Here is a 13,813-nt window from a genome sequence, read left to right on the forward strand (position 1 = left end):
AGCACATCGTCCGCCGACCACAACGCATCGCCCTGTTGCAGCACATCGCCGAACAGGGCTCGATCACCCGCGCCGCCAAGAGCGCAGGCCTGAGCTACAAGGCCGCATGGGACGCGATCGACGAACTGAACAACCTGGCGGACCAGCCTCTGGTCGAACGCAGCGTGGGCGGCAAGGGCGGTGGTGGCGCGAAACTGTCGGAGGAAGGGCTGCGCGTCCTGCGCCTCTATCAGCGCTTGCAAACCTTGCAGGCGCAACTGCTTGAAGCGAGCGAGGACGCAGGGGACCTGGGGCTGCTCAGCCGATTGATGCTGCGCACCAGTGCCCGGAACCAGCTGCATGGCAAAGTCCTCGGCATCGAGGCCCAAGGTCACAACGACCGGGTGCGCGTGGAGCTGGCCCGCGGCCTGGTCATCGACACGCAGATCACCCACGACAGCACGCTGCGCCTGGAACTGGAAACCGGTACCGAAGTGGTCGCCTTGATCAAGGCCGGTTGGCTGGAGCTATACCCCGCTGATCAGCCAGAGCATCCGGGGGCCAATACGCTGCGCGGGGTAATCGAAGACATCGCCGCCGCCGAAAACGGCCCCAGCGAGGTGCGCATCGGCCTGCCCAATGGCCAGACCTTGTGTGCCCTGGTTGATCCGTCGCTGCTCAGAGAGCGAAACCTTGAGGCCGGCTCACCGGTGCAAGTGTGTTTTTCGCCGTCGAATGTGTTGCTGGGCACGCCGTTGTAGCCCGCTGAAACAAAAGCTTCATCGACCCGCTTTAAGGTGACTGCCAAAACCAGCAGGGAGCCTGATGATGAGCCTATTAGAAGATAACCAATCCACCGACCTGGAAAACATCGTCGGTTTGAGCCGTCGCCGCTTCATTGGTGCCGGCGCCCTATGCGGTGCGGCGATGTTCCTGGGCGGCAACCTGCTGAGCCGCAGCGTCATGGCCGCCGCCGTGAGCGAAGGCAACAAACGCATGCTGGGCTTCGACGGCATCGCCGCCGCGACGACAGACACCATTACGCTTGCGCCAGGCTACAAAGCCTCGGTGTTGATCAGTTGGGGCCAGCCACTGCAAAAAAACGCACCGGCATTCGACCCCAGCGGCAACGGCACCGCCGGCGCGCAGGAAGTGCAATTTGGCGACAACAACGACGGCATGAGCCTGTTCCCAATGCCAGGGGACGAAAACCGTGCGTTGATGGCAATCAACAACGAATACACCAATTATCGCTATCTCTTCCCCCATGGCGGTCAGCCGCAGTCGGCCGAAGAAGTGCACAAGGCCCAGGCCTGCGAAGGCGTGTCGGTGATCGAGATCGAACGTCGTCGCGGTCAATGGCAGTTCGTCCAGGATTCTCGCTACAACCGCCGGATCCACGGCAACACTCCGATTCGCCTGAGCGGCCCGGCTGCCGGTCACGACTGGGTGAAAACCAGTGCCGACAAAAGCGGCAAGAAAGTGCTGGGGACTTTCCAGAACTGCGCCAATGGCATGACGCCGTGGGGCACTTACCTGACCTGTGAAGAAAACTTCACCGACTGCTTCGGCAGCAGCAAGGCCGACCTGAAATTCGATGACGCGCAAAAGCGCTACGGCGCCACCGTCACCAGCCGCGAGATCAACTGGCACCCGCATGACCCGCGCTTCGACCTGGCGAAGAACCCCAACGAACTCAATCGCCATGGCTGGGTGGTGGAAATCGATCCATTCGACCCAAAATCCACTCCGGTGAAACGCACGGCCCTGGGCCGTTTCAAACACGAAAATGCTGCCCTCGCACAAACCCATGACGGTCGCGCCGTGGTGTACATGGGCGACGACGAACGCGGCGAATTCATCTACAAATTCGTCAGCCGGGATCGCATCGACCACCGCAACGCCAAGGCCAACCGCGACTTGCTGGACCATGGCACCCTGTACGTGGCGCGCTTCGACGCGGGCGATGGCAACCCGGACCATCCGAAAGGCAAGGGCCAGTGGATCGAGCTGAGCCACGGCAAGAACGGCCTCGACGCCAGCAAGGGCTTCAATGGCCAGGCCGAGGTGCTGATCCACGCGCGCCTGGCCGGCAGTGCCGTGGGCGCGACTCGCATGGACCGCCCTGAGTGGATCGTGGTCAGCCCCAAAGACGGCCAGGTCTATTGCACCCTGACCAACAACGCCAAGCGCGGCGAAGACGGCCAACCGGTGGACGGGCCAAACCCACGGGCCAAGAACGTCTACGGGCAGATCCTGCGCTGGCGCACCGACCGCGACGACCACGCCTCCAACACCTTCGAGTGGGACCTGTTCGTGGTCGCGGGCAACCCGACGGTACATGCCGGCACCCCGAAAGCCGGGTCGTCCAACGTCAATGCACAGAACATGTTCAACAGCCCCGACGGCCTGGGCTTCGACAAGGCCGGCCGGCTGTGGATCCTCACCGACGGCGACTCCAGCAACGCCGGGGACTTCGCTGGCATGGGCAACAACCAGATGCTCTGCGCCGACCCCGATACCGGTGAAATCCGCCGCTTCATGGTCGGGCCGGTGGGTTGTGAAGTGACCGGGATCAGTTTTGCGCCGGACCAGAAGGCCTTGTTCGTGGGGATTCAGCATCCCGGGGAAAACGGCGGCTCGACCTTCCCCGAGCACCTGCCCAATGGCAAGCCGCGGTCTTCGGTGATGGTGATTACCCGCGAAGACGGCGGCGTCATCGGCGCCTGATCTGGCCTCATCGCGAGCAAGCTCGCTCCCACAGTGGATCTACGGTGTACCGTCTATCCTGTGGGAGCGAGCTTGCTCCGGGCGGCGATCCGACGATAGCGTCAGCACAGCCACCACCTATCTGCCTCCGTCTGCGCTACCATGCTGGGCCGGACGCGGCAGCCCTGCCGCTGCGCAGGAGTCAGCATGTCCCATCCGTTCGAAACCCTCACGCCCGACCTCGTGCTTGATGCCGTTGAAAGCATCGGTTTTCTCAGCGACGCCCGCGTGCTGGCCCTCAACAGCTACGAAAACCGCGTCTATCAGGTCGGCATCGAAGACGCCGAGCCGCTGATCGCCAAGTTCTATCGCCCCCTGCGCTGGACCAACGAAGCCATCCTGGAAGAACACCAGTTCACCTTCGAACTGGCCGACCGCGAGGTGCCGGTGGTGGCGCCGCTGATCCACAACGGCGCCAGCCTGCACGAGCACGCCGGGTTTCGTTTCACCCTGTTTCCCCGCCGCGGCGGCCGCGCGCCGGAGCCGGGCAATCTCGATCAGCTCTATCGCCTGGGCCAGTTACTGGGGCGCCTGCACGCGATCGGCGCGACCCGTCCGTTCGAACACCGTGAAGCGCTGGGCGTGAAGAATTTCGGCCACGACTCGCTGGACACCGTGCTGCAAAGCGGCTTCGTCCCTCGCAGCCTGTTGCCGGCCTACGAATCGGTCGCCAGGGACTTGCTCAAGCGCGTTGAGGATGCCTACGCCAACACGCCCCACCAAAACATCCGCATGCACGGGGACTGCCATCCCGGCAACATGATGTGCCGCGACGAGGTGTTCCACATCGTCGACCTGGACGATTGCCGCATGGGCCCGGCAGTGCAGGATTTGTGGATGATGCTCGCCGGGGACCGCCAGGAGTGCCTGGGGCAGCTGTCGGAATTGATGGACGGCTATCAGGAATTCCATGATTTCGATCCCCGCGAGTTGGCACTGATCGAACCATTGCGAGCCCTGCGCCTGATGCATTACAGCGCCTGGCTGGCGCGGCGTTGGGATGACCCCGCTTTCCCGCGAAGTTTCCCATGGTTTGGCAGTGAGCGTTACTGGGGCGACCAGATATTGGCGTTGCGCGAGCAATTGGCGGCGCTCAATGAAGAGCCGTTGAAGTTGTTCTGATTGGGCGCGGTCCCAACAGCCACTGAAATCCTTGTGGGAGCGAGCTTGCTCGCGATGGCGATGTATCAGTCAATATAAATGGTGGCTGTTCCACCGCCATCGCGAGCAAGCTCGCTCCCACAGGGGACCTGCGGTGGAACGACTTCCTAATAAGGTTCACAGCACAACCAGACAAATCTCCTTACAATCACTCCCTTTGTTAGCTGCCTAAGCAAGGATTCTGCATGCAAGCCGCCAACCCGCGTCGCGGGTACATCCTGGGCCTGAGTGCCTACATCATCTGGGGTCTGTTCCCGATCTATTTCAAAGCCATCGCCAGCGTGCCGTCGGTGGAAATCATCATCCACCGGGTGCTGTGGTCCGCCCTGTTCGGCGCGGCGTTGCTGATGGTCTGGAAACACCCGGGCTGGTGGCGCGAGTTGCGGGACAATCCACGTCGCCTGGCGATCCTGGCCTTGAGCGGCACGTTGATCGCGGCCAACTGGCTGACCTACGTCTGGGCGGTAAACAACGGTCGGATGCTCGAAGCCAGCCTGGGCTACTACATCAATCCGCTGGTCAACGTATTGCTGGGCATGCTGATCCTAGGCGAGCGCCTGCGCCGCATGCAGTGGCTGGCGGTGGGGTTGGCGGCACTCGGAGTGGCCCAGCAGGTCTGGCAAGTGGGCAGCCTGCCGTGGGTCTCACTGGCGCTGGCGCTGACGTTTGGCTTCTACGGACTGATCCGCAAGCAGGCGCCTGTCAAGGCTTTGCCGGGGTTGGTGGTGGAAACCTGGATGCTGGTGCCGATCGCCATCGCCTGGTTGCTGTTCAACCCGTCGGCCACCAGTGCCCAAGCCGCATTCTGGACCACCTCTGAAGCCTGGTGGCTGGTAGCGGCCGGCCCGGTGACGTTGGTTCCGCTGGTGTGCTTCAACGCCGCAGCGCGGCATTTGCCCTACACCACGCTGGGTTTCTTGCAATACATCGCCCCGACGCTCGTGCTGCTGCTCGCAGTGCTACTGTTCGGTGAGCATCTGTCGTCCAGCACGTTGGCGGCGTTCATCTTTATCTGGGCCGGGCTGGCTGTGTATAGCGTCGATGCCGTGATCAGTATGCGTCGGCGCAACTGATCAAAAAACACACAAACCCCTACAGGCCACGTCCGGCGTGGCCTGCGCGTTTCCTTCCCAAGGTTATCCACAGCGTGATCCCCGCCGTTTGTGCACAAGCCCTTGAAAACTGGTGATTTTTTGATCATTGGTCGCTGAGCCCCGACAGGCTTGGGCCAGGGCCGGGTCTCTACAGGTTATCCACAGGCAGGCGCAGTTTTTCCTTGGATAACCTTGTCAGGCTTCGTCGCTGAATTTCAGCTCAACCATCAGCTCATCGGCCAAGGTCTCCAGGCGTTCCTGCAATGCTTCCAGCGACAGGGTCAAGGGCACCCCAAGGATCGCCTCGGCATGAAACAGCAGTTCACTGCTCATGGGCGCCGGCCGGACATGGGTTACCAGACGCTCGACATTCACGCCCTGCTCGCTTAACAACCGGGTGATATCCCGCACGATGCCAGGACGATCATTACCCACCAACTCCATCGCAATGGGTTTCCACATGCAGGATTCTTCAACGGCGCTTTCCGCGATCAACACGCGAATGCCGTGGACCGACAATCCCTGCAAGGCTTCGATCAATTCTTCATGGGCCTCGGCCGGGGCGCTGAGGCGCAGGATCCCAGCAAACTGCCCGGCCAGGTGCGACATGCGGCTCTCCAACCAGTTACCGCCGTGCTCGGCGATGCAATCGGCGATGCGCTCGACCTGCCCGGGTTTGTCCGGGGCGAAAACGGTGATGACGAGGTGGTCCATGGCGCAGTTCTCTTGTTGATGGAGCGGACAGTATAGGCAAGGCAGAAAGATCTACACCGAGCACGCTCTCGTGGTGAAGGAGTTGCGTAGGAGCTGCCGAGCGAAGCGAGGCTGCGATTTTTTGATCTTTGGTTTTGCTCGAGATTGAGGCGTCTGGGAAAAGATCGCAGCCTCGCTTCGCTCGGCAGCTCCTACAGGGGAGTATGCTTCCTGGCCACAGATATGTGTACGAACTGTAGATTTATCTGGAACAATCCATCTATTTTTTGAGAACATCACGTTCCGCGCTGTGACTGTACTGCTTTAGTCGGTCGCGGAACGACGCAATTAGTCTAATTTTCACAAGCGCAATTGATCATGTAGTATGCCGCAGCGCGCACTACATAATCGTACTGCGAGATGTTCCACCGATGTCTGCCAAGGCCGGTCGCATCCCTGTAAAGCCCCGTCAGCAAGGCTTGATCACCCAGCCGCCAGCGATGGCATGTACTGGTTCAGGGGTTTGTGGTTTAAATGTCCCGAGGCTTCATTGTCAAAATCGAAGAGCTGAAAAGCGCAATAGCTGAGCAGAGTGAGGCAAGCAATGACTGAACACGTTCAAGTCGGTGGCCTGCAGGTCGCCAAAGTCCTGTTCGACTTCGTGAATAACGAAGCCATTCCCGGAACCGGCCTCACCGCCGACGCATTCTGGGCCGGCGCCGACAAGGTCATCCACGACCTGGCTCCGAAGAACAAAGCCCTACTCGCCAAACGCGACGATTTCCAGGCGCGGATCGACGCCTGGCACCAGGCACGTGCCGGCCAGGCCCACGACGCCGTGGCTTACAAAGCCTTCCTGCAAGACATTGGATACCTGCTGCCAGAAGCGGCGGACTTCCAGGCCACGACCCAAAACGTCGATGACGAAATCGCCCGCATGGCCGGCCCGCAACTGGTGGTGCCGGTGATGAACGCCCGCTTCGCCCTCAATGCCTCGAACGCCCGCTGGGGTTCGCTGTATGACGCGCTGTACGGCACCGATGCCATCAGCGAGGCCGATGGCGCGGAAAAAGGCAAAGGCTACAACAAGGTGCGCGGCGACAAGGTCATCGCCTTCGCCCGCGCCTTCCTCGACGAAGCAGCCCCGCTGGCGGCCGGCTCCCATGTCGATTCCACGACCTACAAGATCGTCGACGGCAAACTGGTGGTCACCCTCAAGGGCGGCACCAACAGCGGCCTGCGTGACGATGCCCAGTTGATCGGCTTCCAGGGCGATGCCTCGACGCCAACCGCCGTGCTGTTGAAACACAACGGCCTGCACTTCGAAATCCAGATCGACGCCAGCACCCCGGTCGGCCAGACCGATGCCGCCGGTGTCAAAGACATCCTGATGGAAGCCGCGCTGACCACCATCATGGATTGCGAAGACTCGGTTGCCGCCGTCGATGCCGACGACAAGGTGGTGATCTACCGTAACTGGCTCGGCCTGATGAAGGGCGACCTCGCGGAACAAGTCGCCAAGGGCGGCCAGACCTTCACCCGGACCATGAACCCGGACCGCGTCTACACTGCCGCAGACGGTTCGAGCGTGACACTGCATGGTCGTTCGCTGCTGTTCGTGCGCAACGTTGGACACCTGATGACCATCGACGCGATCCTGGACAAGGACGGCAACGAAGTGCCGGAAGGTATCCTCGACGGCCTGGTTACCAGCCTGGCGGCGATCCACAGCCTCAACGGCAACACCTCGCGCCGCAACAGCCGCACCGGCTCGGTGTACATCGTCAAGCCGAAGATGCACGGCCCGGAAGAAGCCGCGTTCACCAACGAGCTGTTCGGTCGCGTCGAAGACGTGCTGAAGCTGCCGCGCAACACGCTCAAGGTCGGGATCATGGACGAGGAGCGCCGTACCACGGTCAACCTCAAGGCCTGCATCAAGGCAGCCAGCGAGCGCGTGGTGTTCATCAATACCGGTTTCCTCGACCGCACGGGCGATGAAATCCACACCTCCATGGAAGCCGGCCCGATGGTGCGCAAGGCCGACATGAAGGCCGAGAAGTGGATTGGCGCGTATGAAAACTGGAACGTCGACATCGGCTTGAGCTCCGGCCTGCAAGGGCGCGCGCAAATCGGCAAGGGCATGTGGGCCATGCCGGACTTGATGGCGGCCATGCTGGAGCAGAAAATCGCTCACCCGATGGCCGGCGCCAACACCGCATGGGTTCCGTCGCCAACCGCCGCGGCGCTGCACGCGCTGCATTACCACAAGGTCGACGTGTTCGCCCGCCAGGCCGAACTGGCCAAGCGCGCTCGCGCTTCGGTGGATGACATCCTGACCATCCCGCTGGCCGTCAACCCGAGCTGGACGCCGGAGCAGATCAAGAACGAACTGGACAACAACGCCCAGGGCATCCTCGGCTACGTGGTGCGCTGGATCGACCAGGGCGTGGGCTGCTCCAAGGTGCCGGACATCAACGACATCGGCCTGATGGAAGACCGTGCGACGCTGCGTATTTCCAGCCAGCACATCGCCAACTGGCTGCGCCACGGCATCGTCACCCAGGACCAGGTGATGGAAAGCCTCAAGCGCATGGCACCGGTCGTGGACCGCCAGAACGCCAGCGACCCGCTGTACCGCCCGCTGGCGCCGGACTTCGACAGCAACATCGCTTTCCAGGCGGCGGTCGAGTTGGTGGTCGAAGGCACGAAGCAGCCTAACGGCTACACCGAGCCAGTGCTGCACCGTCGTCGTCGCGAGTTCAAGGCTGCCAATGGGTTGTGATTGAGCGGTAGCAGCGCGCCACAAAAAAGCCCTGATCGAAAGATCAGGGCTTTTTCATTTGCAATGCCTGACTGCCTTTATGGCGAGGGGATTTAGCGAAACGTCGCACCGCCCCGCAGGGCTGCGAAGCGGCCCTCAATTCTGCGCAACGATACGGTCCGATGGCGAGCGCTTCGCACTCGAGCGGGGATAAATCCCCTCGCCACAGGTTTCATGCATGGCAGGGAAATCCTAAAGATCCATCCCCAACTCATGCTTGACCAACCCCAGCAGCTTTTCGGTATCGATCGGCTTGAGCAGGAAATCCACCACGCTCAGGTGCATGGCTTCGATGGCGTCCTTCACATCGGCATCGCCCGACACGATGATGATCGGCAATGCGGCCCGCTCCGACTCGCGCACCAGGCGTACCAGCTCCAGGCCATCGACGTTGCCCATGCGCAGGTCGGTGATGAGCAGGCCTATGGACGGCTTGGTCTCCAGCATCTTGAGTGCGGTTTCGCCACTCGCAGCGGTCATGCAGCGGATGCCGTCCAATGCCAGGATCTCCGACAGCAGCTCGCGGGCGTCCTTGTCGTCATCGACGATCAATACACGCTGCGGCGGCAGGTCGGGTTCCAGCATGACGGCACTCAGCGCCTCGCGCTCGGCGTCACTCAAAATATCGTGGTCGGACATGATGCTCTCTACGTTCCTTGAATCGATCCCCTGGCACAGTGGTCAGACATCGTTCTGCGGCGCTTCAATGTGCACTTCGTCGGATTTTTTTCCAAGACTATTCCAGGAAGAATTTTCCGAGGCGAAGCGTAGGATATTTCCGTAGTTCCGGCCTGATGGTGGCGACCTAGACTTACGTCCAATGGGCACTCCCCGTTCAGAGGCCGACCATGGAGAACAGATCCGACCACAACAATTCGAAAAAGATTGCCCATGGTTATGAAAAAAGCGGACGCCTTCATCCAGGCAGGGAAAACCGCGGTGTTGCAGAACATCCAGGGAACCTTGCAGTTCCTGCAACGCTTCCCCCCGTTCAACCAGATGGAAAACGCCCACCTCGCTTACTTGGTAGAGCAATGCCTGCTGCGTTTCTACGCGCCGGGCGAAACGATCATCAAGCCGGCCGATGGTCCGGTAGAACACTTCTATATCGTCAAGCAGGGCCGGGTGGTGGGCGAGCGGCCCCATTCGGCGAAGGGCGGCACCGAGACTACTTTTGAAATCACCACGGGCGAGTGTTTTCCCCTCGCCGCGCTGTTGGGCGAGCGAGCCACCCGCACCGAGCACAGGGCCGGTGAAGACACGTTCTGCCTGCAATTGAACAAGCTGGCCTTCATCAAGCTGTTCGCCCTGTCCGGCCCGTTTCGCGATTTCGCGTTGCGCGGGGTCAGCAGCCTGCTCGACCAGGTCAACCAGCAAGTGCAGCAAAAATCTGCGCAGACCCTGGGCACGCAGTACTCCCTCAACACCCGCCTGGGCGAACTGGCGATGCGTCACCCGGTCAGTTGCAGCCCTGAAACACCGCTTCGCGAAGCCGTGAAATTGATGCACGAACAACAGGTCGGCAGCATCGTCGTGGTCAACGAACAGAAAGCGCCAGTAGGGATTTTTACCCTGCGCGACTTGCGGCAAGTCGTGGCCGACGGGAGCGGGGACTTTTCCGAATCGATCGCAATGCACATGACCCAGGCGCCGTTTTTCCTGTCCCCGGATCACAGCGCCTTCGACGCGGCCATCGCCATGACCGAGCGCCATATCGCCCATGTCTGCCTGGTCAAGGACCAACGCCTGTGTGGCGTGGTGTCGGAGCGGGATCTGTTTTCCCTGCAACGCGTCGACCTGGTGCACCTGGCCCGGACGATTCGCAACGCCCCCCGGGTGGAAAACCTGGTGACGCTGCGCGGCGAGATCGGCCAACTGGTGGAGCGCATGCTGGCCCACGGCGCGTCCTCGACACAGATCACCCACATCATCACCTTGCTGAACGACCACACCGTATGCCGCGTCATCGAGCTGACCCTGGCCGACAAGGGCGATCCGGGCGTGCCCTTCAGTTGGTTGTGTTTCGGCAGCGAAGGCCGCCGCGAGCAGACCCTGCACACCGACCAGGACAACGGCATCTTGTTCGAAGCCCGGGACGCCGCCCATGCCGCGCAGATCCGTGGCCTGCTGCTGCCCATCGCCCAACAGATCAACCAGAGCCTGGCGCTGTGCGGCTTTACCTTGTGCAAAGGCAACATCATGGCCGGCAATCCCGAGCTGTGCCTGTCCCGAGCTGAATGGGCACGGCGCTTCGCGGCCTTCATTCGCGAAGCGACGCCCGAGAACCTGCTGGGTTCGAGCATCTATTTTGATCTGCGGGTGGTGTGGGGAGACGAACAGGGCTGCGAGCAATTGCGCCAGCAGATTCTCGATCAAGTGGCGGACAACCGCTTGTTCCAGCGCATGATGGCCGAAAACGCCCTTCGCCACCGCCCGCCCGTTGGACGCTTCCGGGATTTCGTGCTCAGTCGCAAGAACGGCGAAAAAGCCACCCTCGACTTGAAGGTGCAAGGCCTGACGCCTTTCGTCGACGGCGCTCGATTGCTGGCATTGGCCAACGGCATCGAGGCCAACAACACCCTCGAACGCTTGCGGCAGTTGGTCGTCAAGGAAGTCATCGAACCGCTGGACGGCGCGGCTTATGAAGAGGCCTACCATTTCATCCAGCAGACCCGGATGCAACAACATCAATTGCAGACCCGCGAAAACCTGCCCTATTCCAACCGTGTCGACCCCGATAGCCTCAATCATCTGGACCGGCGGATCCTGCGCGAGTCCCTGCGCCAGGCCCAACGCCTGCAGAGCAGCCTGACGTTGAGGTATCAACTGTGAGCCTGTTTTCCTGGCTGCGCCCGGTCCAGCCGACGCTCTCCGACGCCTTGCAGCAACGCCTGGCCAACCTGACCGGCCCCTCCCCATTTGCTGAATGCAGCTTGCGGGAACAGCGTTGGGTGGTGGTCGACCTGGAAACCACCGGCCTTAACCTGAATAAAGACCAGGTGCTGTCCATCGGCGCGGTGGTGATCGAAGACGGTGCCATCGACTTCAGCCAGCAATTCGAGCGGACCTTGCAGTGCGACAAGCAGAAGCTCGGGCCAAGCGTGCTGATCCACGGCCTGGCGCCGAGTGCCATCGCCGCCGGCAGCGACCCGGCCGAAGCCCTGCTGGCTTTCATGGAATTCGTTGGCGACAGTCCGCTGCTGGCGTTTCATGCGCCATTCGACAGCCACATGCTCGGGCGAGCATTGAAGGATCACCTGGGCTATCGCTTGCAGCATTCCTTCCTCGACGTAGCAGACCTCGCGCCGATGCTTTGTCCCCAGGCCCACATCCGCCAGGGGGGCCTGGACGAATGGATCGACTGGTTCAAACTGCAAGTCTTCGATCGCCACAACGCCAGCGCCGACGCCCTGGCCACGGCGGAGCTGGCCCTGATCCTGTTCAGCCGCGCCCGTCAGCAAGAGATCCGCAGCGCCCTCGACCTGCAACAGCGCCTGGGGCAATGGAAGCGGCGGCAGCAGGCGCCTTCGCTTTAATCCAAGACCTTGAGCAAACCTAGCCCTTGTGGGAGCGAGCTTGCTCGCGATAGCGGTGGGGCAGTCGCATTGGGGGGGCTGATGCTGCGCCATCGTCGGATCGCCGCCCGGAGCAAGCTCGCTCCCACAGGGGTATTGCATACCCCGACCAGCGCCAATTGCTTTCCCTCCCCCGCCTCTGCCACAATCGCGAACAATTCTCGTTACTTAATATGTCGGTGATGTTCCGTGTCGTCAGTTCCCAGTCGTCATAGTGATTTGGTAGGTGCGTTGTACCGTGACCATCGCGGCTGGCTATTGGCATGGCTACGGCGCAACGTGGCCTGTGCGCAACGGGCCGAGGACCTGAGCCAGGACACCTTCGTGCGGTTGCTGGGTCGCGAGGACTTGAAGGCGCCCCGCGAACCCCGGGCGTTCCTGGTGGCAATCGCCAAGGGGCTGTTGTTCGATTATTTCCGTCGGGCTGCCCTGGAGCAGGCTTACCTCACCGAACTGATGTTGATCCCTGAAGGCGAACAGCCATCGGTGGAAGAGCAACACCTGATCCTCGAAGATCTCAGGAACATTGATCGACTGCTGGGTAAATTGCCCAGCAAGGCCCGCGCAGCTTTCTTCTATAACCGCCTCGACGGCCTCGGCCATGCTGAAATCGCCGAGCGCCTGGGGGTTTCGGTTCCACGGGTACGGCAATACCTGGCCCAAGGCATGCGGCAATGCTACATCGCGCTTTATGGTGAGCCGACATGACCGCAACCCACGGCAAACCGGTCTCGGCCCGCGTTCTGGACGCTGCCATTGCCTGGCAGTTGTCCTTGGACTCGAGCAGCCCTCAAGAGCGCGAAGCGTTTGCCCGATGGCATGCCGCCGACGAAGAACACGCCCGGGCCTGGCGGCAGCTAGACATGCTTGACCAGCGCTTCAACGTTGCCAGCGGGCCGGCGCGAGCTGCGTTGCTGCAATCACGGACCAGCATCCGCCGGCGTATGCGCAAGGTCGGCAGCGGCCTGGCCAGCATCGTCGCGGTCATCGGCTTGGCGCTGTTCGCCGGTGATCGTTACCTGCCACTGGATTATTGGCTGGCCGACCAGCGTACCGCCACGGGTGAACAGCGCACGTTGCGCCTGGCGGACGGCACGTTGATCAACCTCAACACCCACAGTGCGCTGGACGTACGTTTCGACGACAAGCAGCGGCGTATCATCCTGCAGGAAGGCGAGATCCTGGTGGAAACCGGCCACAACGATCCGCGTCCTTTCATCGTCGAGACGCGCGAAGGCAGCATGCGCGCGCTGGGCACGCGTTTCCTGGTGAGGCTCGAAGACCAGGGCACGCGCCTGAGCGTGCTGAAGTCCGCGGTGGCGGCGCATCCGCAGGCCACCGATGAAGAACAGATCCTGCGTGAAGGCCAGCAAGTGCTGATGCGCCGGGATGGCCTCGGGCCAACCTTGGCGTTGAAGCCCGGCGCCGATGCCTGGACCCGCGGCATGCTGGTGGTGGATAACGCCCGCCTGGAAGACCTGGTCCAGGAGCTGGGGCGTTATCGACGTGGTTATCTCGGCGTCGAGCCTCAAGTGGCCGATCTGCGGATCACCGGCAGTTTCCCGCTGCACGACACCGACCTGGCCCTGACTGCCCTGCTGCCGACCTTGCCGGTGCAGGTCGAACATCACACGCGGTGGTGGGTGGTGGTGGGGCCGCGGGTCGACGCCAAACGCTGAAAGATGTTGCGCCAGTGATGGCCCCTTCGCGAGCAGGCTCGC

Annotated in this window: 11 protein-coding genes; 9 read left to right on the top strand and 2 right to left on the bottom strand. The window is 61.8% G+C overall.

What is annotated here, in order from left to right; translation table 11 throughout:
- From OC610_RS10190 to rarD, 4 genes are all read left to right on the top strand, one after another.
- The coding region (locus OC610_RS10190) for a TOBE domain-containing protein (RefSeq protein ID WP_264427686.1) at nucleotides 1-740 on the top strand (740 nt) is incomplete at its 5' end.
- A 67-nt stretch (nucleotides 741-807) separates the two neighbouring features.
- On the top strand, nucleotides 808-2,709 hold the full coding sequence (locus OC610_RS10195; RefSeq protein WP_264427687.1) for a PhoX family protein: 1,902 nt from the start codon (nucleotides 808-810) through the stop codon (nucleotides 2,707-2,709).
- A gap of 186 nt (nucleotides 2,710-2,895) precedes the next feature.
- Nucleotides 2,896-3,870, top strand: coding sequence for a serine/threonine protein kinase (locus OC610_RS10200; RefSeq protein ID WP_264427688.1), 975 nt, complete (start codon nucleotides 2,896-2,898; stop codon nucleotides 3,868-3,870).
- 224 nt (nucleotides 3,871-4,094) lie between these two features.
- Nucleotides 4,095-4,982: an EamA family transporter RarD gene (rarD, locus tag OC610_RS10205; RefSeq protein ID WP_264427689.1), complete on the top strand. Its 888-nt coding sequence runs from the start codon at nucleotides 4,095-4,097 to the stop codon at nucleotides 4,980-4,982.
- 216 nt (nucleotides 4,983-5,198) lie between these two features.
- Here the strand turns inward: rarD and OC610_RS10210 are convergent, their stop codons facing one another.
- On the bottom strand, nucleotides 5,199-5,717 hold the full coding sequence (locus OC610_RS10210) for a glycine cleavage system protein R (RefSeq protein ID WP_264427690.1): 519 nt from the start codon (nucleotides 5,715-5,717) through the stop codon (nucleotides 5,199-5,201).
- Between the two features lie 583 nt (nucleotides 5,718-6,300).
- Here OC610_RS10210 and OC610_RS10215 point away from each other — a divergent pair.
- Nucleotides 6,301-8,478 (top strand): malate synthase G, encoded by a 2,178-nt coding sequence (locus OC610_RS10215; protein WP_264427691.1) that lies wholly within the window; start codon nucleotides 6,301-6,303, stop codon nucleotides 8,476-8,478.
- Between the two features lie 231 nt (nucleotides 8,479-8,709).
- Here OC610_RS10215 and OC610_RS10220 read toward each other — a convergent pair whose 3' ends face one another.
- Nucleotides 8,710-9,156: a response regulator gene (locus tag OC610_RS10220; RefSeq protein ID WP_030139271.1), complete on the bottom strand. Its 447-nt coding sequence runs from the start codon at nucleotides 9,154-9,156 to the stop codon at nucleotides 8,710-8,712.
- A gap of 258 nt (nucleotides 9,157-9,414) precedes the next feature.
- On the opposite strand from OC610_RS10220, the gene OC610_RS10225 reads away from it, so the two are divergent.
- From OC610_RS10225 to OC610_RS10240, 4 genes are all read left to right on the top strand, one after another.
- The gene (locus OC610_RS10225) at nucleotides 9,415-11,349 is read left to right on the top strand and encodes a putative nucleotidyltransferase substrate binding domain-containing protein (RefSeq protein ID WP_332880471.1); all 1,935 of its coding nucleotides are present in this window, start codon (nucleotides 9,415-9,417) and stop codon (nucleotides 11,347-11,349) included.
- Nucleotides 11,346-12,053 carry a 3'-5' exonuclease gene (locus OC610_RS10230; protein WP_264427693.1) on the top strand — a complete coding sequence of 236 codons (708 nt, stop codon included), beginning with the start codon at nucleotides 11,346-11,348 and terminating at the stop codon, nucleotides 12,051-12,053. Before OC610_RS10225 ends, OC610_RS10230 begins: the two co-directional genes overlap by 4 nt.
- Nucleotides 12,054-12,281: 228 nt before the next feature.
- Entirely contained in the window at nucleotides 12,282-12,800 is a 519-nt protein-coding gene (locus tag OC610_RS10235; RefSeq protein WP_264427694.1) for an RNA polymerase sigma factor, read from the top strand.
- On the top strand, nucleotides 12,797-13,771 hold the full coding sequence (locus OC610_RS10240; protein ID WP_264427695.1) for a FecR domain-containing protein: 975 nt from the start codon (nucleotides 12,797-12,799) through the stop codon (nucleotides 13,769-13,771). The genes OC610_RS10235 and OC610_RS10240 overlap by 4 nt, the downstream gene beginning before the upstream one ends.
- Nucleotides 13,772-13,813: the final 42 nt, after the last annotated feature.

Source organism: Pseudomonas agronomica, from assembly GCF_025917275.1.
Taxonomy (GTDB): domain Bacteria; phylum Pseudomonadota; class Gammaproteobacteria; order Pseudomonadales; family Pseudomonadaceae; genus Aquipseudomonas; species Aquipseudomonas agronomica.